Source organism: Streptomyces tubercidicus (assembly GCF_027497495.1).
GTDB lineage: Bacteria > Actinomycetota > Actinomycetes > Streptomycetales > Streptomycetaceae > Streptomyces > Streptomyces tubercidicus.
The window spans coordinates 3,631,955-3,656,014 of record NZ_CP114205.1 but is presented as its reverse complement, the minus strand read 5'-3'; the positions used below and the strand labels follow the sequence as shown (position 1 = coordinate 3,656,014).

At 69.9% G+C, this 24,060-nt stretch carries 17 protein-coding genes and 1 tRNA gene; 14 read left to right on the top strand and 4 right to left on the bottom strand.

Annotated features, from left to right (window positions below; translation table 11 throughout):
- The first annotated feature begins 232 nt into the window (after positions 1-232).
- The 5 genes from topA (at position 233) to STRTU_RS15740 (ending at position 10,150) form a co-directional block, all read left to right on the top strand.
- Positions 233-3,085 (top strand): type I DNA topoisomerase, encoded by a 2,853-nt coding sequence (gene topA, locus STRTU_RS15760; RefSeq protein WP_159744105.1) that lies wholly within the window; start codon positions 233-235, stop codon positions 3,083-3,085.
- Between the two features lie 131 nt (positions 3,086-3,216).
- Positions 3,217-6,558 carry a dTMP kinase gene (tmk, locus tag STRTU_RS15755; protein WP_159744104.1) on the top strand — a complete coding sequence of 1,114 codons (3,342 nt, stop codon included), beginning with the start codon at positions 3,217-3,219 and terminating at the stop codon, positions 6,556-6,558.
- Positions 6,559-6,796: 238 nt separating this feature from the next.
- Positions 6,797-8,074 (top strand): DNA polymerase III subunit delta', encoded by a 1,278-nt coding sequence (locus tag STRTU_RS15750; protein ID WP_159744103.1) that lies wholly within the window; start codon positions 6,797-6,799, stop codon positions 8,072-8,074.
- A gap of 309 nt (positions 8,075-8,383) precedes the next feature.
- On the top strand, positions 8,384-9,973 hold the full coding sequence (locus STRTU_RS15745; protein WP_159744102.1) for an alpha/beta hydrolase: 1,590 nt from the start codon (positions 8,384-8,386) through the stop codon (positions 9,971-9,973).
- Between the two features lie 103 nt (positions 9,974-10,076).
- Positions 10,077-10,150, top strand: a tRNA-Thr gene (locus STRTU_RS15740).
- A gap of 129 nt (positions 10,151-10,279) precedes the next feature.
- On the opposite strand, the gene STRTU_RS15735 is transcribed toward STRTU_RS15740, so the two are convergent.
- Positions 10,280-11,938, bottom strand: coding sequence for a tyrosine-type recombinase/integrase (locus STRTU_RS15735; RefSeq protein ID WP_159744101.1), 1,659 nt, complete (start codon positions 11,936-11,938; stop codon positions 10,280-10,282).
- Positions 11,935-12,636 carry a helix-turn-helix domain-containing protein gene (locus STRTU_RS15730; RefSeq protein ID WP_159744100.1) on the bottom strand — a complete coding sequence of 234 codons (702 nt, stop codon included), beginning with the start codon at positions 12,634-12,636 and terminating at the stop codon, positions 11,935-11,937. Before STRTU_RS15730 ends, STRTU_RS15735 begins: the two co-directional genes overlap by 4 nt.
- 94 nt (positions 12,637-12,730) lie before the next feature.
- Here STRTU_RS15730 and STRTU_RS15725 point away from each other — a divergent pair, with 94 nt between their 5' ends.
- The 8 genes from STRTU_RS15725 (at position 12,731) to STRTU_RS15690 (ending at position 20,803) form a co-directional block, all read left to right on the top strand.
- Positions 12,731-12,961 (top strand): hypothetical protein, encoded by a 231-nt coding sequence (locus STRTU_RS15725; RefSeq protein ID WP_055582252.1) that lies wholly within the window; start codon positions 12,731-12,733, stop codon positions 12,959-12,961.
- Between the two features lie 233 nt (positions 12,962-13,194).
- Positions 13,195-14,505 carry a DUF3631 domain-containing protein gene (locus STRTU_RS15720; RefSeq protein WP_159744099.1) on the top strand — a complete coding sequence of 437 codons (1,311 nt, stop codon included), beginning with the start codon at positions 13,195-13,197 and terminating at the stop codon, positions 14,503-14,505.
- 473 nt (positions 14,506-14,978) lie between these two features.
- Positions 14,979-15,749: a DUF2637 domain-containing protein gene (locus STRTU_RS15715; RefSeq protein WP_159744098.1), complete on the top strand. Its 771-nt coding sequence runs from the start codon at positions 14,979-14,981 to the stop codon at positions 15,747-15,749.
- A 344-nt stretch (positions 15,750-16,093) separates the two neighbouring features.
- Positions 16,094-16,654, top strand: a complete 561-nt coding sequence (gene mobC / locus STRTU_RS15710; protein ID WP_159744097.1) for a plasmid mobilization relaxosome protein MobC — start codon at positions 16,094-16,096, stop codon at positions 16,652-16,654.
- A complete protein-coding gene (locus tag STRTU_RS15705) occupies positions 16,651-18,366 on the top strand; it encodes a relaxase/mobilization nuclease domain-containing protein (RefSeq protein WP_159744096.1) in 1,716 nt (571 codons plus the stop codon). Before mobC ends, STRTU_RS15705 begins: the two co-directional genes overlap by 4 nt.
- Positions 18,367-18,641: 275 nt before the next feature.
- A complete protein-coding gene (locus STRTU_RS15700; protein WP_129294786.1) occupies positions 18,642-18,959 on the top strand; it encodes a WXG100 family type VII secretion target in 318 nt (105 codons plus the stop codon).
- Positions 18,959-20,266 (top strand): WXG100-like domain-containing protein, encoded by a 1,308-nt coding sequence (locus tag STRTU_RS15695; RefSeq protein ID WP_159744095.1) that lies wholly within the window; start codon positions 18,959-18,961, stop codon positions 20,264-20,266. Before STRTU_RS15700 ends, STRTU_RS15695 begins: the two co-directional genes overlap by 1 nt.
- A 6-nt stretch (positions 20,267-20,272) precedes the next feature.
- A complete protein-coding gene (locus tag STRTU_RS15690) occupies positions 20,273-20,803 on the top strand; it encodes an SMI1/KNR4 family protein (protein ID WP_159744094.1) in 531 nt (176 codons plus the stop codon).
- 428 nt (positions 20,804-21,231) lie between these two features.
- Here STRTU_RS15690 and STRTU_RS15685 read toward each other — a convergent pair whose 3' ends face one another.
- Complete coding sequence (locus STRTU_RS15685) at positions 21,232-21,804, bottom strand: GNAT family N-acetyltransferase (RefSeq protein WP_129294783.1); 573 nt, start codon at positions 21,802-21,804, stop codon at positions 21,232-21,234.
- A 26-nt stretch (positions 21,805-21,830) separates the two neighbouring features.
- On the bottom strand, positions 21,831-23,240 hold the full coding sequence (locus STRTU_RS15680) for an NsdA family TPR-like regulatory protein (RefSeq protein ID WP_218039305.1): 1,410 nt from the start codon (positions 23,238-23,240) through the stop codon (positions 21,831-21,833).
- Between the two features lie 276 nt (positions 23,241-23,516).
- Here STRTU_RS15680 and STRTU_RS15675 point away from each other — a divergent pair, with 276 nt between their 5' ends.
- Complete coding sequence (locus STRTU_RS15675; RefSeq protein ID WP_308789377.1) at positions 23,517-24,026, top strand: ATP-binding protein; 510 nt, start codon at positions 23,517-23,519, stop codon at positions 24,024-24,026.
- Positions 24,027-24,060 lie beyond the last annotated feature (34 nt).

Genomic DNA, 24,060 nt, shown 5'->3' with positions numbered 1-24,060 from the left:
GCCCCGCCATGATCCATCGGACGGCCCCCGGGGCCCGTGGCGAGCGCCTGATGCGGTCCGGGCGGCATGAAGGCATGTAGTCGGGTTACCGTTCGAGTGGCGTTGCGGGGTTTTTCCGTTTGACACGGGGCCGGGAGGTACCGTCACACTCCGCAGCGTCAAGCGTCACCGCAGTGCGTCCCGGCGTCCGGCCGGGGAGCAATCCCAGCGTCGACCGGAGAGAAGAGCGAAGTTGTCCCCGACCAGCGAGACCACAGACGGCGGCCGCCGCCGACTCGTCATCGTCGAGTCGCCTGCCAAGGCGAAGACGATCAAGGGCTACCTCGGCCCTGGCTACGTGGTCGAGGCCAGCGTCGGACACATCCGCGACCTGCCGAACGGCGCCGCAGAGGTCCCGGCGAAGTACAAGGGCGAGCCCTGGGCCCGGCTCGGCGTGAATGTCGACGCCGAATTCCAGCCGATCTACGTCGTCAACAGTGACAAGAAGGACCAGGTCAAGAAGCTCAAGGAGCTGCTGGCCGAGTCCGACGAGCTCTATCTCGCCACAGATGAGGACCGGGAGGGCGAGGCCATCGCCTGGCACCTCCAGGAGATCCTCAAGCCCAAGGTCCCCGTCCACCGGATGGTCTTCCACGAGATCACCAAGGACGCGATCCGTGAGGCCGTCGCCAATCCGCGCGATCTGAACCAGAAGCTGGTCGACGCCCAGGAGACCCGCCGCATCCTCGACCGCCTCTACGGCTACGAGGTCTCGCCGGTCCTGTGGAAGAAGGTCATGCCCCGGCTGTCGGCCGGCCGGGTGCAGTCCGTCGCGACCCGTCTCGTCGTCGAGCGGGAGCGCGAGCGCATCGCCTTCCGCTCCGCCGAGTACTGGGACCTGACCGGCACCTTTGCCACGGGGCGCGCGGGTGACGCCAGCGATCCCTCGACGCTGACCGCGCGGCTGAACACCGTCGACGGCCGCCGTATCGCCCAGGGCCGGGACTTCGGCTCCAACGGGCAGCTCAAGAACGACGTCCTCCATCTGGACGAGGCGAACGCCCGCGCGCTCGCCGCCGCCCTGGAAAACACCGACTTCGCGGTGCGCTCGGTGGAGTCCAAGCCCTACCGGCGCTCCCCGTACGCCCCGTTCCGTACGACCACCCTCCAGCAGGAGGCCAGCCGCAAGCTCGGCTTCGGCGCCAAGTCCACGATGCAGGTGGCACAGAAGCTGTACGAGAACGGCTTCATCACCTATATGCGTACGGACTCCACCACGCTCTCGGACACCGCGGTCGCCGCGGCGCGGGCCCAGGTGACGCATCTGTACGGCGCGAACTACCTGCCGGACAAGCCGCGCACCTACGCCGGCAAGGTCAAGAACGCCCAGGAGGCGCACGAGGCGATCCGCCCGTCCGGTGACCGCTTCCGCACCCCGGCAGAGACGGGGCTGACCGGCGACCAGTTCAAGCTCTACGAGCTGATCTGGAAGCGGACCGTCGCCTCCCAGATGAAGGACGCGACCGGTAACTCCATCACGGTCAAGATCGGTGGCCGGGCCGCCGACGGCCGGGACGCCGAGTTCAGCGCGTCCGGCAAGACCATCACCTTCCACGGCTTCCTGAAGGCCTATGTGGAGGGCGCCGACGACCCCAACGCCGAGCTCGACGACCGCGAGCGCCGGCTGCCGCAGGTCGCCGAGGGCGATGCGCTGGCCGCGCGGGAGATCACCGCCGACGGGCACGCCACCAAGCCGCCCGCCCGCTACACCGAGGCCACGCTGGTCAAGGAGCTGGAAGAGCGCGAGATCGGCCGCCCGTCGACCTACGCGTCGATCATCGGCACGATCCTCGACCGCGGCTATGTCTTCAAGAAGGGCACCGCGCTCGTCCCCTCCTTCCTGTCGTTCGCGGTGGTCAACCTCCTGGAGAAGCACTTCGGCCGGCTGGTCGACTACAGCTTCACCGCCAAGATGGAGGACGACCTCGACCGCATCGCCCGTGGTGAGGCCCAGTCCGTGCCGTGGCTGCGGCGCTTCTACTTCGGCGAGGGCCATGGCGAGGGCGGTGCCGCGGACGCCGGGAACGGCGACGGCGACCACCTCGGCGGGCTCAAGGAACTGGTCACCGACCTCGGCGCGATCGACGCCCGGGAGATCTCGTCCTTCCCGGTCAGCGACGACATCAAGCTGCGGGTCGGCCGCTACGGCCCGTATGTGGAGCGCGGCGAGAAGGACGCCGAGGGCCACCAGCGCGCCGACGTCCCCGATGACCTGGCGCCCGACGAGCTGACCGTGGAGTACGCGGAGGAGCTGCTGGCCAAGCCGAGCGGCGACTTCGAGCTGGGTATGGACCCGGAGTCCGGTCGCCAGATCGTCGCCAAGGACGGCCGCTACGGCCCGTACGTCACCGAGATCCTGCCCGAGGGCACCCCGAAGACCGGCAAGAACGCGGTCAAGCCGCGCACCGCCTCGCTCTTCAAGTCGATGTCCCTGGACACCGTGACACTGGCGGACGCGCTCAAGCTGATGTCGCTGCCGCGCGTCGTCGGCAAGGACCCCGAGGGCGTGGAGATCACCGCGCAGAACGGCCGCTACGGCCCGTATCTGAAGAAGGGCACCGACTCGCGCTCCCTGGAGACCGAGGAGCAGCTCTTCACGATCACCGTCGACGAGGCGCTGGCGATCTACGCCCAGCCCAAGCAGCGCGGGCGGGCCGCCGCCAAGCCGCCGCTGAAGGAGCTGGGTACGGACCCGGTGAGCGGTAAGCCGGTGGTGGTCAAGGACGGCCGGTTCGGTGCGTATGTCACCGACGGCGAGACCAATGCGACGCTGCGGCGGGACGACGACGTCGAGACGGTCACCGCCGAGCGGGGCTACGAGCTGCTGGCGGAGAAGCGCGCCAAGGGGCCGGCGAAGAAGACCGCCAAGAAGGCGGCCAAGAAGGCACCGGCCAAGAAGACGGCAGCGAAGAAGACCGCTGCCAAGAAGACGGCCGCCAAGAAGACCGCGGCGAAGAAGACGACCACGGCGAAGAAGACGACCGCCAACAAGGCCACCGCGAAGACCGCGGCGGCAAAGAAGACGGCGGCCTCGGCCGAGGACTGAGCCTTCGCGTCTGCCGGTGGCGCCGGTAAGAGCGCAACAAATGGGCGGGTACAACGGACGTGATCCGATGTACCCGCCCATTTGTTCGGGTGGGCGCTCGACGGCGGGCACCATCCCGCTAGGCTGGCGGGATGACGCGTGCCGAGCAGCCAACGGTCGTGACCCCCACATCAGGCGCCCTAGCGGCGGATTCCCGCGAGCGCGCCGTGCGAGCCCTGCTCCGCTTCCCCCCAATGAAGCGACTGTGGAGCGCCCAATTTGTCGGGGGTATCGGCGATGCCCTGTCCATGCTTGTCCTCGTACTGCTCGCCCTGCAGGCGGCGCTGTACATCCCCGTGGGCGGCGAGGCCGTCTTCGGGGGCGGCTATCGGGGAGCCGCCCTCGCGGTCACGATGGTCTTCGCGGCCCGGATGCTGGCGATGCTGGTCTTCGGAGCCGTCCTGCTGGGCCCGCTGTCCGCGCTGACGGCGCCCAGCGGTCCGCTGGACCGGCGCTGGACGATGATCGGCGCGGATGTGCTGCGGCTCGCGCTGCTGGTCATCGCCCCCCTCTGGATCGACTGGACGCCGGACAACGCACTGGCCTGGCTGCTGGTCACGGTCTTCGTCACCGGTGTCGCCGAACGTTTCTGGACCGTCGCACGGGAGAGCGCCGCCCCCGGCCTGCTGCCCGCCCCGCCCGCCGAGGGCGCCGCGGTCCGCCCGCTGCCCGACAACATGGACGCCCTGCGCCGCCTCTCGCTGCGCACCACCTTCGTCTCGCTGCCGATCGCGGCCGCCGCACTGGTGGTCGTCACGCTCGTCAGCAAGCTGCTGGGCACCGGCATCGAGTGGTTCCATCTCCACCAGGCCGCGCTCGGCTCGTATGTCGCCGCCGGGCTCTTCGCCGCCTCCGTGTCGCTCCTCTACTTCATCGAGCTCCCCGGTGTGCCGACGCCGCGGCCGCGCTCCCCACTGGAGGGGCTGCGCCGCCCCAAGGCCGCAGGAGCGAAATCCGGACAGCAGGCCCAGGGCGAGAAGGCGGAGAACGGCGCGGCCCGGCAGGCCCCCGACAAGGGCCGTACGGGCGCGATCCCGCTGCTGGTGACGGCCTGCGCCGCGGTGGCGGCAGCGCTCGCCGCGGCCGTCTCGCTCGCCGTCCTGCACGGCTACGACCTGGCCGGCGGCCCGGCCACCTTCGCGCTGCTGGTGCTCGCGCTGACCGGCGGTACGGCCGTCGGCATCCGGGGCGCCCAGCGGGTGCTGCCCACGCTCCCCCGGCGCCGGCTGCTCGCCCTCGCGGTGGCCGCCACCGGCCTCGCGCTGCTGGCCATGGGCCTGGTCCCGGACCCGACGACGGTGCTGCTGCTCGGGCTGCTGGCCGGTGTCAGCGCCGGAATCGCCGCCCATACGGGACACGTCCTGCTGGACCAGGAGTCCGAGGAATCCCGCACCGCCCGTACGACCGAGCATCTGCACGCCGTCGTCCGGCTCGCCATCGCGCTGGCCGCCATCGTCGCGCCGCTGCTCGCGGCCGTCATCGGCCCGCACCACCTCGGCAGCGGCTCCTTCAACTTCTCGTACGGCGGCGCCGCCTACACCCTGATGCTGACCGGTGCGCTGCTGCTGCCGGTCGCCGCGCTGCTGCTCGGCAAGGTCGACGACCGGCAGGGCGTACCGCTGCGCAACGATCTGCGGGAGGCGCTGCGCGGCGGCGACCCGGCGCAGACGCCCGCCCCCACCGGCTTCTTCATCGCCCTGGAAGGCGGCGACGGCGCCGGGAAGTCCACCCAGGTCGAGGCGCTCGCGGAGTGGATCCGCGCGAAGGGCCACGAGGTCGTGGTGACCCGCGAGCCGGGGGCCACCGCCATCGGCAAGCGACTGCGCTCGATCATCCTCGATGTCTCGACGTCCGGGCTCTCGGACCGTGCCGAGGCGCTGATGTTCGCCGCCGACCGGGCCGAGCACGTCAACAGCGTCATCCGGCCGGCCCTGGAGCGCGGCGCGGTCGTCATCACCGACCGGTACATCGATTCCTCGGTCGCCTACCAGGGCGCCGGGCGCAATCTCGCCCCCACGGAGATCGCCCGGATCTCCCGTTGGGCCACCGACGGCCTGGTGCCCCATCTGACGGTGCTGCTCGACATCTCCCCGGAGACCGCGCGGGAACGCTTCACCGAGGCACCGGACCGGCTGGAGTCCGAGCCCGCCGCCTTCCACCAGCGGGTGCGGGCGGGCTTCCTCACACTGGCCGCCGCCGACCCCGCGCGCTATCTGGTCGTCGACGCCGGGCAGGAACCGGAAGCCGTCACCACCGTCGTACGGCACCGTCTCGACCAGGTGCTCCCGCTGTCCGAGGCCGAGCTCCAGGCGCAGGTCGAGGCCCGTAAGGCCGCCGAGGAAGAGGCCCGCCGCAAGGCCGAGGAGGAAGCGGCGCGCAAGGCGGAGGAGGAGCGCCTGGAGCGCGAGCGCCAGGAGCAGCTGGCCAAGCTGCGCGCCGAGGAGGAAGAGCGCAAGCGCCGCGAGGCCGAGGAGGCCAGGGCGCGCGAGGAGGCCCGGCAGGCCGAGGAGGCCCGTAAGCGCGCCGAGGAGGCCCGGCTGGCCGCGGAGGCGGAGCAGGCGCGCCGCGAGGCCGAGGAGCGGGCCCGCCAGGCCGAGCAGGAGCGGCTGCGCAAGCAGCACGAGGAAGAGGCGCGGCTGCGCAAGGAGGCCGAGGAGCGACGCCTGGAGAAGCAGCGCAAGGCCGAGGCGGCACTGGTGCGCGCCGAGGAGGCGCGGAAGGCGGCGACCGAGGCTGCCGCGGCGGCGGAGGCCAAGGCGGCTGCGGAAGCGGCCGAGGCGGCTGAGGCGGCCGACGCGCCCACGGCGGAGACCTACGTCGCGGATCTGCGGAAGCGGCTGGGGGGCACGGACGACGAGTCCTCGGCTTCCCCGTCGTCCTCGTCCCCGTCCGCTTCCGGCTCGGACAGCGAGCGGACCGAGGAGTCGCTGCCGCAGCCCGGAGCACCGGGCGACGGGGCCTCCCGTGCGGCGGACGAGACGGCGGTGCTGCCTCCGGTGCGGGACCCGCAGGACCCCTGGCACGGCCTGGACACCGGCGCGGACCCGGAGGCGACCGCCGTGCTGCCGCCCGTACCGGGCAACCGGGCAACCGGTGACGGACGGAGCGGTGACCCTGCCGACCGGGTGCCGCCGTGGATGTTCCGCAAGGAGACGCCCGACGCGGCGGCCGGGAGGAACGGCGCGGCGCCGGGACAGCCGTCCGCCCCCGCGGAGTCACGCGTCGAGCGCACTCGCGAACTCCCGCAGATCGACCCCGAGACGGGCCACCCCGTGGAAACCCCCCAGCGCAGCCGCCCCCGCCCCGACTGGGCGGAGGAGACCCCGCTGGACGATCTGCCCACGCTCGCCGACGAACTCCTGGGCACGCGGGACGAGGACGCGGACGACGGCAGGGGCGGGAACCGGCGTCGCGGCGGCGGACGGCGCGGCTAGACGACGGAGACGGGGCTCGTACGACGGCCGTGGCCGCAGCGGAAAGGCTGCGGCCACGGCCGTTTTCCGCGGCCGGACGGGGCCCGTCCGGCCGCCCGGCGCCGGCTTCGGGATTCGATTGTCAGTGGGTTGCACCACAATGGGTCGGGCGCGGGGCACTGCGCGGCGTGCGGGGCCGGACGCACAGGCAGCCCGTGCGGCACGGGCCGGACGAACGGAACAGGAACGGCGGACAGCGATGGCGGTATGGGACGACGTGGTCGGCCAGGACCGGGTGACGGCGCAGCTGGCCGCGGCCGCGCGCGATGCGGATGCCCTCGTCTCGGCGGAGCGGGCGGGGCAGTCGGGGCCGGCGGGGCAGTCGGGGCAGGATCCCGCGCTCGGTGAGCCGCCTTCGCCGCCGTCCGCTGACCCCGGCGGCGCCTCCCAGATGACGCACGCCTGGCTGTTCACGGGCCCGCCCGGCTCCGGCCGCTCCACCGCGGCACGCGCCTTCGCCGCCGCGCTGCAGTGCGTCAGCCCGGACCGCGCCCTCGGCGGCGCCCCCGGCTGCGGCTTCTGCGACGGCTGCCACACCGCCCTGATCGGCACCCATGCCGACGTCGAGATCGTCCGTACGGACCTGCTGTCCATCGGCGTCAAGGAGACCCGTGACCTGGTCCGCCGGTCCTCGCTCTCCCCGTCCGGCGGCCGCTGGCAGGTGATCGTCCTGGAGGACGCCGACCGCCTCACCGAAGGCGCCGGCAATGTCCTCCTCAAGGCCGTCGAGGAGCCCGCGCCCCGTACGGTCTGGCTGCTCTGCGCCCCCTCCGTGGAGGACGTCCTCCCCACCATCCGCTCGCGCTGCCGTCTGCTCTCCCTGCGTACGCCGCCGGTCGACGCGGTCGCCGACGTCCTCGTCCGGCGGGACGGCATCGAGCCGGAGGCCGCCGGCCGGGCCGCCCGCGCCACCCAGGGGCACATCGGCCGGGCCCGCCGCCTGGCCACCGACGAGCGCGCCCGGTCCCGCCGGGCGGCCGTACTCAAACTGCCGCTCCGTGTCGACGACATCGGCGGCTGCCTCAAGGCCGCCCAGGAGCTGATCGACGCCGCGGGGGAGGACGCCAAGCAGGTCGCCGAGGAGGTCGACACCAAGGAGACCGAGGAGCTGCGCGCCGCGCTCGGGGCCGCCGCCGGCACCGGCGGACGGCTGCCGCGCGGGACGGCCGGCGCCATGAAGGAACTCCAGGACAAGCAGAAGCGCCGCTCCACCCGTACCCAGCGCGACAGCCTCGATCTGGCGCTGGTTGACCTCACCGGTTTCTACCGCGACGTCCTCGCCCTCCAGATGGGCGCCTCGGTCCCCCTCGCCAACGACGAGGTCCGCGACAGCGTCCAGCGCATCGCCACCGCCTCCACCCCCGACCGCACCCTCCGCCGGATAGAAGCCGTCATCGCCTGCCGCGAGGCCCTGGACCGCAATGTGGCCCCCCTCCTCGCGGTCGAGGCGATGACGGTGGCCCTCCGGGCGGGCTGACCCCGGGGCGACCGGCCGCACCGGCGCCGGCAGCCCTCCTGCCTACCTCGCGAGCCGCGTACAGCCCGCCCCTATCCAGATACTCTCCGTGGGGATGGGTAACCGCCAGTCATCCGTCCACCACTCCTCGCCCTGCGCGGCCCGCCCCACCCGACCGGCCGCCGCCCTCCACCACAGGCCGCCGCCCCTCCCAGGACGACAGCCCTCCACCACCCACCCCACCCCACGCCACTCCACTCCAGGGACCGACACCGCGCTCCACTCCACTCCGCCCTCCACACTCCAGGGACCGAGACCAAGGGACCGCCCATGGCCACCAGCCGCCTGTTCCGCACCTCTGCCGCCGCCTTCGCGGCCACCGCTCTGCTGATCTCCGGCTGCTCCTCGGGGAGTTCGTCCCCCGACAGTGCGGCGTCCCCGAGTGGCCGAACGGAGGCCGGTGTCCAGCGCCCCGCCGAGGCCGCCTCCCTCGCGCCCCTCCCGGCCGCCACCCCGTCCGGCCTCCGCCCGTATTACGACCAGAAGCTGAGCTGGCATCCCTGCGGGGTGGCGGGCTTCGAGTGCGCCACGATGAAGGCGCCCCTGGACTACGCCAAGCCCAGCGCGGACACCGATCTCAAGCTCGCGGTGGCCCGCAAGAAGGCCACCGGCCCCGGCCGCCGCATCGGCTCCCTCCAGGTCAATCCGGGCGGCCCCGGCGCTTCGGCGATCGACTACCTCCAGCAGTACGCGCCCCAGCCCGCCGCGATCCGCGCCCGGTACGACATGGTGGCGATGGACCCCCGCGGCGTGGCCCGCAGCGCACCGGTCGAGTGCCTGTCCAACAAGCAGATGGACCGCTACACCCAGACCGATGTGACCCCGGACTCACCTGCCGAGGTCAACAAGCTCACCAGCGCCTACCGCAGCTTCGCCAAGGGCTGCGCCTCCCGCGCCGGCAAGCTGCTCGGCCACGTCTCTACCATCGAGGCCGCCCGCGACATGGACGTGCTGCGCGCCGTCCTGGGCGACAAGAAGGCCTACTACGTGGGCGCCTCCTACGGCACCTTCCTCGGCGCGACCTACGCCGGCCTCTACCCCTCCCGCGTCGGCCGTATGGTCCTGGACGGCGCCCTGAACCCGGCGCTCGACTCCCGCACCGTCAACCTCAACCAGGCCGCCGGCTTCGACACCGCCTTCAGGGCGTTCGCCGCGGACTGCATCAAGCACAAGGACTGCCCGCTCGGCACCAAGAGCGTCGACGACGCCGGCCGCCAGCTCGCCGCCCTCTTCAAGAAGCTGGACGCCCACCCGGTGGCCACCGGCGAGCAGCGAAAGCTCACGGAATCCCTCGCGACCACGGGCGTCTTCGCCGCCATGTACGACCAGCGCGCCTGGCCCGTCCTGCGCGAGTACATCGCCCAGGCCAAGTCCGGCAACGGCCGCGGCCTGCTCTCCCTCTCCGACAGCTACTACGAGCGCGAGCCGAACGGCACCTACGCCAACCAGATGTACGCCAACCCCGCCGTCAACTGCCTCGACCTCGCCACCGCCTTCACCAGCCCCGACCAGGTCCGCGCCGCCCTGCCCAGCTTCCGCAAGGCATCCCCGGTCTTCGGCGTCAACTTCGCCTGGTCCGCCCTGAACTGCGCGTACTGGCCGGTCAAGCCCACCGGCACGGCCCACCGCATCGAGGCCAAGGGCGCCGCCCCGATCCTCGTCGTCGGCACCACCCGCGACCCGGCCACCCCCTACGTCTGGGCCAAGGCCCTCGCCGCCCAGCTCTCCAGCGCCACCCTCCTCACCTACGAGGGCGACGGCCACACCGCCTACGGCCGCGGCAGCAAGTGCATCGACAACGCGGTCAACGCCTACCTCCTCAACGGCACCGTCCCCCCAAAGGGCAAGCACTGCAAGTGACCCACACCACACCCACCCCCCTCCCGCCCCACCAACCTCTGACCAGCCCCTAAACCGGTTACAGACCACCCCTCCCCGATGTGTAGACTGGGCCGCGCACCACGCCGCCTTAGCTCAGTTGGCCAGAGCAACGCACTCGTAATGCGTAGGTCTCGGGTTCGAATCCCGAAGGCGGCTCCGTAAAAAGGCCAGGTCACACAGCCCGTGACCTGGCCTTTTGCGTTGCTCGGGGCATGACGCGTCACACGGCCAGGGTGCCGCGGGATGGCTTGCGTGAGCGATGCGTGAGCGGAGGCGCTCAGAGACCTACTTCTTGGGCTTCCGAAGCTTGGCTTTCTTGTCGGCCTTGGGCTGGGCTTTCGCCTTGTTCTTCGGTTTGCCGCCCTTGCCCTTGCCGGCGTTCTTCGCCGCGGCCTTCTTGGCCTTCTCCTTCTTCGCGGCCTTGCGGGCCGCCTTCTCCGCCTCGGTCTTGCGCTGAAGCGGGACCAGCTTCGCCGTCGCCTCGGCGGCGCTCTTGCCGACCTGGGGCAGGACGCTCTGGTAGATGTCCCGCGTGATGCGGGTGTCACTGTGCCCGAGGGTGTCCGACACGATCTTGATGTCGATGTCGGCGGCCAGCATGAGCGTTGCTGCGCCGTGGCGCAGGTCGTGCAGCCGGATCGGCGGGAGGCCGGAGGCGGCGACGAGGCGCTCGAAGAGGTCGGTCACCTTGCCCGGGTGGAGCCAGGAGCCGTCTTCCTGAGTGAAGACGTGGCCCGTCTCGACCCAGGCTGAGCCCCACTCCGCGCGGTCCGCTTCCTGCCGCTCGCGGTGTCGCTTGAGGACATCGATGGTGTCGTCGTCGAGTGCGACCACGCGATAGCCGCTGTCCGTCTTGGGACCGGATGCCTCGATCTCCCATCCGTCCTGCACGAGTTGGGAGGAGACGGTGAGGGAGTGGGTGTCGAGGTTCGTCTCCGACCATGGTTGCCCGCATGCCTCGCCACGGCGCAGGCCGCGGAAGGCGATCAGGTGCCACATCGCGTACAGGCGGTCCTCGGCGACGAAGTCGAGGAAGGCGCCGGTCTGCTGGGGCGTCCAGACCATCACCGGCGACGGCTTCTCGCCCGTCTGCTCCCACTTGGCAACCCGCTCGTCCGTCCACACGAGCGCCTTGGGCTTGCGTGCGGGGTCGATCTCGACGTAGGCGGCCGGGTTGAACGTGATGATCTGCTGCCCGATCGCGTCGTTCAGGGCCGCGCGAAGAGTGGCCTTGACGTGCTGACGCGTGGCGGGGCCGGTGATGCGACGGAAGCACGGCATCTCGTCGATTGCGGCCTTCATCGCCTTGCGACGAGCACGGTTCTCCACGCCCTTCCACGGTACGGTCGCCAGCTCGTCGATCGCGGCTCGCCGCTGGGCGTTGTCCTCCAGGATCCGGGCGTTGGCGTCGCGGATGTCCGTGAACATCTCGCTGAGGTGGCTGACGCGCAGCCGGTCCAGCCGCCGGTTTCCGATGCGCGGCTTCAAGTGCACGCGGATGTCGGTCTCGTAGCGGTTGAGGCCGGACTTGCGTATGCGCTTACCGGCCAGCCACCGGTCGAGCCATTCGCTCACTGTCAGGCTGCCGATGAGGTCCTGGCCGGCGTTCAGGCGCCGCCTCGTCTCCTCGACGTCAGGCAGAGGCGACCGCTCGCGGCTGACCTCCGCCAGCATCTCGGCGATGAGTTCTGTGCCCTCGGGGTCGTCCGACTCGGCCAGCCCGAGGAGAGCGCGGACGTGGTCGAGGTCGGCCTGGGCCGACTTGAGGCTGCTGTACCCGCCACGGGCGAACGAGCGTCGGCTGCCGTCCTCACGGGGTGAGAGCTCCTGGCGTATGGAGTAGGTGCAGTGGTTCCTGCTGTTGCGCTTGGGGCAGGAGCTGCCGAGTTCCTTGCCGGTCTTCGGGTCGCGGCAGGAGCAGCGGCGATAGGTGGAGCCCTTCAAAGATCATTCTCCTCGGTGGTGTCGGGATCGCTCCCGGGTGAATCGATTGCGGCGGCAAGGTCGGGCCACAGGAGTGGAGGCGTGACGCCCTCTTCCTCGATGAAGGCGCGAACTCTGCGCAGGCGGTTTTCGGCGTTATCGGCCGTCTCGGCGGCACGGGCCTGGGAGCGGAGGGCCTCGGCCTTGCGGTCGGCGTTCGGGGCGGTCTGGGCGTGGTAGCGCGCGTGCTCCTCGTCACGGCGCGCGCTTCGCAGTCGCTCCTGGGCTGCGTGGTGGGCCCGGAAGTAGCGGAGCATGTCGTCGTCCGCGCCGAGATCGGTCTCCTCCCCGGTGAACCACCGCAGTGCGTCCAGTGGGGAGGTGGAGTCCTGGAGCGGGAGCCGCTGGACGTCGTCGACGTAGCCGACGGGGTAGATGAGGCAGATGGGTGGGGTGTTCAGAGCCTGGGCCAGGACCATGACGTCGACCAGGGGCAGGTTGGAGCGGCGTCCGGACTCCATATTGGCGATCACGTTGCGGGGGATCGGGTGGCCGATCTCCTCGCACTTGTCGGCCAAGTCCTGTGCGCTCCAACCCAGTTCCTTCCGTCGTCTGCGGACCTCGCCGGCCACGGTGGCCATGACCTGGTCCACCCACTCAAGGACGTCGTCCTCGTCGTCGGCCTTCTCGTATCCATGGTCGCTACGGCGTTGTGTCATGCAGACACATTAGCTCGCCTAACGTTGATTTCGTGACCTGGAGACGGGCGCGATGGTCGCGTTCGCCGAGGGCTCAGTCGTGGATGGAGCGCGCATGCGCGAGAGCGAAGAGGCCGGCCGAGCGAAGGGGATGAGCCGGGAGGAGCTTCTGGTGCTCCCTGCCGCCGTTGACCTGGAGACAGGCAACCGGGCGCTGGGGCTCGGGCGGAGTAAGGGGTACGAGCTCGCCAAGCGTGGTCAGTACCCCTGCAAGGTGCTCCGGCTCGGGAACGCCTATCGGGTGGTGACCGCGGACTTGTTGGCCCTGCTGGGGCTGGCTGCGTGAAGCATTTGATGCGTAGCAGGCGCTTCTGCGCTGAGCTGACACAGAATCCCTGGACTGCGGCGCGGCGTGGACGTACTGTCCGTGGTCGCTCGCGGTACCGAGACGCCCGCGAGAAGGGGGAGAGCCTCCGGCGGTGCAACGCCGGAGGCCCCAAGGCTCCCCAGCAATCCCATGAGAACCGACCCGGCGACAGGGGCGTGCAAGCCCGACACCGCCAGACGAGGAGCCGCCCAGTGCAACCCGAGAACCCCGAGTCCTATTCCGCCCCCGCCCGAGCGGGCTGGCCCGCCACGGCCATCCCCGGCCAGCCCGGCGCCCATATGCGCGCAGTGCAGGCCGACAGCGCCGAGGCAGACCCGAGCGGGGGTGCGGTCGAACGCAGCGTAGACGAGGCGGATGCCGCGAGCGAGCTGGAGGATCTACCCGACGCGGAGCCGACAGCTGGTTCGAATCTGCTGGACGAACTGCGCTCCCAGGTAGCCCAGATCGTGATCCCGCCCTCGTCGGAGGCGCTGGACGCGATCACTCTGTGGGTGGCGGCGACGCATCTCCAGCCCGCGTGGCAGCACGCCCCGCGCCTGGCGGTGGTGGGCCCGGCGAAGCGCTGCGGCAAGTCGCGGCTGCTGGACGTGCTGACCGAGACGGTCCACGAGCCGATGCTGACCATCAACACCACACCGGCGGCCATCTTCCGCTCGATCAGCGAGGAGGAGCCGCCGACGCTGCTGGTGGACGAGGCCGACACCATCTTCGGCCCGAAGGTGGCGGAGAAGAACGAGGAGACGCGTGGCCTGCTCAACGCCGGTCATCAGCGCGGCCGGTACGTCACCCGAGTCGTCGGCAACGACCACACCCCGCACAAGTTCGCCACCTTCGCCATGGCGGCCATCGCGGGAATCGGTGACCTGCCTGACACGGTCATGGACCGTTCAGTGGTGATCCGCATGCGGCGCCGGGCCGAGGGCGAGAAGGTCCGGCCCTTCCGCTCCCGCCGCGACATCCCCGCCCTGCACGAGATACGCGACCGCATCCACGCGTGGGCCAGGCCGCTGCTGGAGGAGGCCGCGAACCTGGAGCCGGACATGCCGGTCGAAGACCGCGCCGCAGACACGTGGGAGCCCCTGGTGATCGTCGCCGATCTGGCAGGCGGTCGCTGGCCCCGGCTGGCGCGGGTCGCCTGCGTGCGGATGGTCAATGCCGAAGTGGCGGCCGAGGAGGACCACCCCAGTGGTGCACGAATCCTCGCCGACATCCGCCGGGTCTTCTTCGCCCAGCGTGAGGTGGACAGCCTGTCCACAGGGGACCTCCTCCACCACCTGCGCCAAGACGCCGAAGCCCCGTGGGCGGAGCGGGGACGTGACGGCCTAACGGCCCGAGAGCTCAGCAGGATGCTGCGCGACTTCGACATTCGGCCCGGCAACGTGCGCATGGCCGACGGAAGGCAGCTCAAGGGCTACATGCGCAACAAGTTCCTCGACGCGTGGCGGCGCTACTGCCCCACCGTGCACCCGGTCGACGCCGGTCCCACGCCCAGCTCGGGCTGAGCCCCGCCCCTCCGGTTGCCGTCCTTGCCGTCCCTGCCGTGATCCCGCAGGTCAAACGGCATGTCGGTAAGACGGCAGCCAGGCTCAAGACGGCAACGCGATGACCAACGGCGCGCTGACCGCCAGGACGTCTCCCACCTCCGTCTTGTGCCGTCCTAGGCGTCCCTGCCGTATCGCCGCAGGTCACAGGAGCTTCGGCCAAGACGGAAGACGGATCCGCCCCGTCCACTGCCACCCCCACGCTCCAACCCGAGGGCGGCGGTGCCGCAATACGTCGGCACCGCCGCCGAGACGGAACGCCAGCACCTGTGCCGTACTCACCCTGACCTGCGGTTTCAACGGCCAAGACGGCCAAGACGGACCACGCCACCACCACAGGAGAACCCCGCTTGACCACCCTCGCACCACTCGCCGACCACACCGATCAGGACACCGGTGGGAGCCGCGCTTTTAGGCCAGGAGGGCAGCAGGTGATGACCAAACAGACCGCCGAGCAGTATGCGCTCGTCGCGGCGGGAACCGTCATCGTCGCCCTGACTGCCGGTGGGTTCTGGCTCTCCTACGCGCACCTTGCCGAGGTCGCTGGGCAGCACGGGCTCAAGAGTTCCCCCGTACGCCAATGGGCCTGGCCCGCGACGTTGGATGCGTTCATCGTCGCGGGGGAGTTGCTGATGCTCCGCGCGGGCCTGCGGCGGCTCACCGATGGGTGGGCCATCGCCCTCACGGCCACCGGATCGATCGGTTCCATCGCGCTGAACGTAGCCGGGGTCAGCGGGGCCGGCGGGCCCGGAGCGAAGCCCCTGCTCGACTATGTGGTCGCTGCCGTACCCCCGACCGCCGCGCTGCTGGCCTTCGGCGTCCTGATGCGGCAGATCCACCAGCTGGTCGACCGGCCGATCGGCCGAATGGGACCGGCGTTGGATGAGGGGCCGGAGTCAGCGACCAATGCTGCTGTCCGTGCCACTGAGCCACCGGTTGGCAGTTCCGCCCGGTCGTCGGAACCTCAGCTCCGGGAATCGGACAGCAAGCCACGTGGGGGCCGCCCAGCTGGGGCCACGGTCGACGAACTCGTGGAGATCGGTCGGATCGCCGCTGCAGAGCAGGGCAAAGCCACCCGAGACATTGTCCAAAAGGCCATACGGGCCAAGGGACTGACGGTCAGCGGGGAACGGCTGACCGAGGTGATGGAAGTCCTTAGACGCGAGCTCGAAGCCGCTTCCGGCACCGGTCCCGATAGGGACTGACCGCTCGCCCCATGGGGTGACCGGAACCCTTCCGGTCACCCCGCCACCGGTCACCGCCCCCTCACCGCTTGGTCATCCACACCTGTGGAGGGGGCCGTGGACCGCCTGGACTCTGCCTGCCCTTCCTCGTCAGCCCGCCTGCCCCACTCGCACCTTCCGGAGAGCCACCCATGACGCACGACCCACACCACGCCGAGGCCACTCACAACGAGCCACGGCTGCTGACGAAGTCCCCTGGAGCGATGGGCCTTTTGCGGCGGGCATTCGGATGGATTGCCCCTGGCGGAGCCAGTAGTACCCCGAGTCCGACTCAAGGCCGGCCTTCGGGGATCTCCGCCCCAGGGGTGGCGGAGACGGCCCAGCGCCAGGGGACGCCGGGCCAAGGGGTCGGGGCCGAGGGTGGCCCCGACCCGGACACGCTCCACGCCATCCAACGCGAGACCCTCCGCCCCGCCCGTGCCGCCGAGAGCGCCACCGGCGAGCCCTCCGTGAAGAACGCCCAGCCCACGATCCGTCGCTTCAGCGGCAACAAGCGCACCGTCCGCGTCGGCCCGCTGCGGTTCACCGACGACGAGCACGCCTGCCTTCAGGAGACTGCCGCCGAGCACGGCTACAAGGGGGAATCCGGCTTCGCCGCCGACGTCGTCCTGGCCTTCATCGCCGGCCGGTTCACTGCCAACCTGCCCCTGTCCGAGGACCGCCGCCGCACGCACATGTTCCGCGCCCAGGTCCTGCGTCAGCTCAACCGCATCGGCGTCAACGTCAACCAGGTCGCCCGCGCCCTCAACAGCGACTTCACCCCACCCGACATCCGCGAGCGCCTCGACGAACTCCACCACCTGCTGGAACTGATCGCCGAGGCCCTGCGCCAGCCCGCCGACACGGTGGAGGATCTCGCCGCATGATCGCCGCCATCAAGGTGCCCGGCGCCAACACCCGCGGCCTGCTGGCCTACCTCTACGGCCGGGGATCCCACGACGAACATTTCGATCCGCACATCGTGGCCGGCTTCGCGATGCTCGGCATGCCCGACCCCGGCCGCGACGAGACGGCCACCCTCACCGAACTCGCCCGCCACCTCGACGAGCCCGTCCGCCTGCGCAACAGCGAGTTCGGCAAGCCCGTCACCGACCACGTCTGGCACTGCCCCGTCCGCGCCGCACCCGAAGACCGCTACCTCTCCGATACCGAATGGAGCGAGATCGCCCAGCGCGTCGTCGCCGCGGCCGGCATCGCCCCTGCCGGTGATGACCTGGCCTGCCGTTGGATCGCCGTACGTCACGCCGACGACCACATCCACATCCTCGCCACCACCGTCCGCGAAGACGGCCGACGCCCCAAACTCCACGACAGCGGCATGCGCGTCGCCGACGCATGCCGCGAGATCGAGAAGGACTACGGTCTGCGCCGGCTGAAGAAGGGCGATCGCACCGGCACCCGACGTCCCACCCAGGCCGAGATGCACAAGGCCCAGCGCCTCGGCTGGGAACAGACCAGCAAGGAGTGGCTCCAGGACCGCATCCGCGCCGCTATCCCCCACGCCACAAGCGCCGAGGAACTCCTCGCTTACCTCGAAGCCGAGGGCATCCGAGTCAAGGCCAAGCGGGGACCGTCCGGCGACCTCCTCGGCTACGCCGTCGGACGCCCCGGCGATCTCAACAAGGACGACGAACAGATCTTCCACCCCGGCGGAAAGATCGCCCCCGACCTCTCCCTTCCCAAGATCAAGGCCCGCCTCGAATCCAGCCAGCCCGAGGAGCACCCCACCGCCCGCCGCGCCCAGCCCAGCACCCCCTGGCACCGCGCAACTGACGCCCTCGACAGTCTCCACACCGACCTCGCCGACGACGCACGAGCCCAGGCACACATCACCGCCCTCGGTGAACTGATCGAAGCCACCGCCCAGAAGGCACCTGCCGACCTGCGCGCTGAACTCCAAGCGGCCGCGAAGGCGTTCGCACGCGCCCAGCGCTCCCAGATCCGGGCAGAAGACCGAGCCGCCCACACTCTGCGCAACGCGGCACGCGACATCGCCCACACCGCCACCGGCCCCGACGGCAGCGCCCTCGCCGCCCTGGTCGCAGCCCTCGTCTGGGCCGCAATCGTCGCGGGACGCTGGCATGAGGCCAAGGGCCACGCCCACCAAGCCGACGCCGCCCGCCAAGCCCTCCAGCACCTTCGGACCGCCGCCGACCGCGCTCTCACCCCGGAACTCACAGACCTCGTGCAACGCCAGCCGAAGGAGGAGACCCGCCGCACCCTGGCCAGCGACGTACGAGCCGCCATCCCCGACCACGCCGCGCGGATCCTCACCGACACCGGCTGGCCGGCCCTCGCCACCGTCCTCGCCGACGCCCAAGCCCGCGGTCACAAACCCCACCAACTCCTCAAGGAAGCAGCCGCCCAGCGCGAACTGGCCACCGCTCGCCAACCCGCCCGAGTCCTGATCACTCGCATCCAGCACACGGGGCGCAATCCCATCCCCAACCGTCGCGCCGTAGCAGCCCGCCTCCGCACCACCACCGCAGCCCCGCACTCGCCCATCGGGCCTGACTTCGCCCAGCCAAAGGCCGCAACTACAGCACCAGCCGTGAAGCAGCGCCGCCCGCGTCGCTAGCTGCCCAACACGCCGCTGCACGACCGCAGTGGAGCTGCGGTCGTGCAGCGAGCGGTTGGACGTGCGCTAGGCGAATCGCTCCCTGCTGGGATCGAGGCGGTAGGGGCTGTGGTCTTGCCCTGGGCCCACTGGCCGGGCAGCGTCGTGCCGTGGCTGAAATGCGCTCCCACCAGGGCGGTTGTCAGTGCCGTATGCGAGGGTCGCTATCTGTGAGCCGACGCATCGTTGGCGGCTCGCGATGAGTTACGAGTACACGGCCAAGGGGGAGGCACAGCATGGCTGGCGACGGCTTCGACGTAGACACCGACCAACTCAAGTCCGCCGCTCCAACGTTCCACCGGGAGTCTGTTGCCCTGGAACGGGCGACGGCCAAGCTTCGCCATGCGCTCGACGGGCTGGGGGAGCCCTGGGGTGGTGACGAGCAGGGCAAGAAGTTCGAGCACGTCTACGCCCCGCATCGGGCGCAGATCGCGAAGGCAGCCGGGGCCCTGGCCAAGGGCCTGTCCAGCATCACCAAGGCCATGAACGACATGGCCGCCAACCACGAAGACGCTGACCACTCGGCCAAGTCCGGCTTTGAGGGTGGTAAGTGATGGGCGCTGCCGACAAGGCCAAGGAGGTCGTCCAGGACCTGACCGGCATGTGGTGGCCGGAGGGCGACGAGGACGAACTCCGGGAGGCCGCCCGGGCTTGGCGCACCTTCGCCGACGACGTCGAGGACTGTACGGCCGCCTGCCACAAGAAGGCCCAGGACGTCATCGATAACAACAAGGGCAAGTCGATCGAGGCGTTCGGGGAGTTCTGGCGCAAGTACCACGGCGGCGGCAAGGGCTACCTCGACGACGTGGCCACCGCCGCCCGCGACATGGCCAAGGCCCTCGACAAATACGCCGACCAGGTAGCCGAGGCCAAAAAGAAGATCGAGCACGAGCTGGAGATCGCCGGCGCGGTCCTGGTCGCGGGAGCCGCGCTGGCCGTCTTCACAGGCGGCATCAGCGGAGCCGCGGCGGCCGGTGCCAGCGAGGCGATCGTCGCCGCAGCCAGTACGGCGGGCATCGCCGTCTCCGCCACCGTCACCGAGATCGCCGGAACGGTCCTCGCCACCGCCGCCATCGGCGGCATCGAAGCCATCACCGTCGACGTGGTCGTCGCCCAGGGCGGCCGCAACCTCCTCGGCGACCAGAAAGGCATCAACCTGGCTGAGATCAAGGACGCCGGAGTCAGCGGGGTCTTGCTGGGGGGCGCCCTGGGCGGCGCAGGCCGCGCGGCGAAGGCTGTCGGCGACGCCGGTGGCTTCAAGAACGCCTTCGGCAAGATGAAGCTGGATGGCTTGGGCAACTTCAAGAACCCGCTGCGCGACTTCGAGATATCGCTGCCCAACTTGGGGGGCCCGCGCTTTGCGATGGCCGGCGAGGGGCCTGTCGGTCCGACCGGCCAGCCGCTGATGCGCAGCGCCGAGCGCGGTGGAGGGGGAGGCCGGGCACCTCAAAAGCCAATTCCGCCGTATGCCAAGCCGCTGGACAGCATGGGCCGAGCCACCGGCGTCGAAACGAGGATCACGCAAGACATGCTCGACACCGGCACCAAGGCATCCCGGCGGATGCAGCCCCCGGGCTGGGGAGGCGAACCGGCTGGTCACACGCGTGGACACCTCCTGGCCCGATCACTCGGGGGAGACGGCCGCTCTGAGGCCAACATCGTGATCATGCACAAGACGGCGAACAACGAGGTGATGGAAAAGCTCGAAGAGCAAATCTATGAAACCGTGAAGCAGCGCGGGAGCGTGGAGTATTCAGCGGCACCTGCCTACCGAAATCCAGGCGACATAATTCCTGCGGGCGTGCACGTCAGGGCCATTGGTCCTGGCCTGCACATCGACCAGACCATCATCAACAAGTAGGCGGCCATGACTGATCTCGAACTCTTGGCATCGTTTCGCGCAACTGGTGAAGCGGGACCGGTCATCAATGACTGGAAGGCCGCTGAGGAGGCCCTGAGCACAGCCTTTCCGCCTGCGTTCAAATCGTTTCTCGAAGCATTTGGCGGCGCGAAGTTCGATGACTTTCTGCGTGTGTATCGGGCAGGTGCCGAGAACGAGTACGCCGACCTGGTGGCGAACACGGTCACGGCGCGGCACACCATGGAGGTGACGCGGGACACGATCCGGGAACTGCTGGCAGAGCGGGGTGTGAAACCCTCGCAGCTGATCTGCTGGGGCGGCACGGACAACGCGGACATGTGCTTCCTGATCCCGCACGAGGACCCCGAGCAGTGGGCCGTCCTCACCATCATCGGCCGTGGCAGGGAGTACGACCTGTACGAAGGTCCGGTGGAGAGCTATCTGCTGCGGATCCTCCGGGGTGACATCGTGAGCGAGGTCTTCCCGGACGACTTCCCCGATGAGGAACCGGGCTACGAGCGCAACCCGTGGATCTAGCGGGTGCAGCAACGCGCCTCCGACCCGGGCACGTGCCCGGATCGGAGGCGTCGTGGTCTTCGCCGCAACCTGCGACGAGCGTAACCGCTTCGCGGTCAAGCACCGCGGGCCTCGCAGCGAAGGCTGTCGGCGACGCCGGTGGCTTCAAGAACGCCTTCGGCAAGATGAAGCTGGATGGCTTGGGCAACTTCAAGAACCCGCTGCGCGACTCGAGATATCGCTGCCCAACTTGGGGGTTCGGCACAGAAGGCATGATGGTGGTACCGCCGCCCCGAGCCCATGCCCTGGTTTAAGGGATGAGGCCGAGCGCCTCCGTGGATCTGACCGGGTAGGGGGCGGACCGAATGCAGTGCTGATGCACCGGCCATGACCGCATGCCGCGGTCATGGCTGGTGGGCGCTCTGCGATTGGTCACTGTGTGGCGGGAGTCATCCGTTGGCCGTCGCGGATCCGTCTGACTCCCGCCATTCATGATCCAGAACCGAGTACGTGATCGAGTCCCTCCAGGCTCCTCGTGCGAACACGTGCTCCCGAATGCGGCCTTCCTCCGTCATGCCGGCGCGTAGCAGGGTCCTGGCGGAGGCAGAGTTCAGCGGTGCGCGGGCGGCCCAGATGCGGTGCAGGCCAAGGTGGTTGAAGCCGAGGGCGCACATGAGGTGAATGGTTTCGGTGCCCAGGCCCGCGCCCCATGTGTGGGGGTGCAGGGCAAAGCCGATGGTGGCGGCTTTCTGGGCGTGCGGGTCGAGCGCCAGGCGGGCGAAGCCCACCAGGTCCCTTTCCTCCTGGCGGACCACACCGAGGGCGTATTCGGTGCGGGGTTGCTCGCCGGAGGAGGCGATGGAGCGGGCGACGATCTCCCCGACCTGTTCATGGGTTCGGGGTTCGAAGCTCAGGTGGCGGGTGGCCTCGGCGTCGCCGTAGATGGCGTGTACGGCGTCCACGTCGTCGCTGGTGAGTTCGCGCAACTGGAGCCGGGGGCCTGCGATGTCGACCGGGTGCATGGTTGGGACCCTACTCGCGGGCGGTGTTACCTGGGCAGGGCGGCGACAGGGGCCGCGGTGAACGCCTCGATTTCCTCCCGTGTCGTGCGAGCCTCGGGTGCGGTGAGCCACCGGGGATCCCGAAGCGCGGTGTGGACCTGCCGCACCGAGGCAACGATGCCGTTGATGCGCTGATCGGCGGACAGGTCGAGAACGGGCCGCATGGCCTCGTCGACACCGTCGAGGCTTCCGGCGTGGATGCGGGCGAGGGCAAGGTCGGTGTGGGCGCCGGCCTGGTCACCGAATGCCCAGTCTTCGGGTTCTGCTTGGCGGTAGGCGGCGACGGCCGCTTCAGCCTGATGCTCCGCCTCGGGGGCGTTCGGCAGCCAGGCGGTGGCGTCGGCGGCGTAGTAGAGCTGGCGTGGTACCGGGAAGGTCATGATGCCGCCGAACTCGTCCAGGTCGTCGGGGGACGCCGCATCGCGGGCCCGTTCGGCTTCTGTGAGGGATTCCCGTATGGCTGCCACATCGCCGAGCGCGGCTCCGGCACGGGCTTGCAAGCAAGACAGCCATACGGCGCTGGTGCCGGTTACGCCTGCCACTTGCGAGATGCCGAGGGCAGCGTATTTGGAGGCTTCCTGGTGTCGGCCGTCCCAGTAGGCGATCAGGGATTGCAGGCCGCGGACCCAGGCGCGCATGGCGTGGTGGTCGGCGTTGTCCGCGCATACGTAGGCGGTGCGGGCCTGTGTCATGGCCGATCGCGGGTCGCCGAGGTCGTGGCTGGCCTTGGCGAGCATGCCGGAGGTGATGGCGGAGAGCAGGTACAACTCGCGGGCCTGGCCGGGGCGGACATGGCCGTGTTCGAGGAAGCGGAAGGAGAGGTCCTGGACTTCGACGAGGTCGCCGAGGAGTGGGGCCAGCGGCAGCTGCGGGTAGGCGGCGGCTAGACGACGTACCTCCTGGTGGAGCTCGTCCAGGGTCTCGGGACCTACGTTGCTGCCTTCTGCCATCGCGCTGAAGCGGAATGCACGGCGAGCTGCCATGGCGACCTGCCTCTCTAACGTGTCCCGGCCGGCGTTGTCGCCTGGAACGGGTCTGCTGGTGAACTCGATGCCGTCGAAGCCGCTGCCCCCTTCGCTGGGTTCGAGCGAGGGCGACGGCGACGGTTTCGGCATGACGAGCCGAAGCTGGGGAGCGGCATCGACTGCGCCAACGCCCTCGCTCGCTGGACCGAGCAGGACGTCGACGGGGTATCGGAACATTGCCTCCAGTACCCGGCACAAGGCCGGGTAGGGGCGGGTCTTCACCTCGCCCCCGTACCACCGCTCAAACTGCCGCTTGGACACCGTCAGGCCGACAAGCGTCGGATCACGGTCCTGTTCGGCGAGTTCGTTGGCCGTGCGCTCGAAGTGAAGCTTGAAGGTCTCGAATACCTGCCAGTGGCGCCTGGTGATCAATGTCCGCAGAAGAGTGGGCCTTTGAGCCATCAATCCCCCGATGGGTTCCGGTCGGCTCGTCGGTTCGACGGTAGCCCTGCAATGCCGCATACGGGAGTGCGAGCTGCCGTGTGCGAGGAGATGACGGTGGAGACGGCGGCAACGTGACGGTACCCATGTCGTCCACTTCGCCAAGCCCGAATCAGACGTCGGCACTCATGTCGTGGTGAGGCGTGCCGCTTGGACGTCAGGCTCGATGCCCGCCCTGAACGCGAGCGACGAGGTGGTGTTCCGGCAATGCCAGCAGCAGGTGACAGCGCGATGCGGCGACAGGCAGAGCCCCGTACCGCGATTCGGAGCGCGGAGGCCATTTGGAGCGACAGCGGCCCGCCCCTGCGGCGCGAGCGGACCTTCTCTCCACACGGCTCGTCCGTGAGTGAGGCACGGAAGTTCGCCGTCGAGGCTCTGTCGTCTTGGGGAGTCCGGGACCGCCTCGATGACGTGTGTCTGTGCCTGTCAGAGGTCGCTACCAACGCGCTCGTACATGCAGGTCCGCCCAGCTTCGGATTTCGGGCACGGCTAGCCATCAGCGGATCGGTGGTTCGGCTGGAGGTTCACGATCAGGATGCGGACCGGCCGCATCGGAAGCATCCGCGCCTTGATGACACCTCGGGTCGCGGCCTGCTCCTGGTAGACGAACTGTCCGATGGGTGGGGCGTGGACGAGCAGCACGGCATCGGCAAGACCGTCTGGATCACCTTCAAGATCACTCCTCCCAACCCTCGCACGCCCAAAGGCGAGATCTGACGGGGATGCGACCTGTTCACACCGATCACGAACG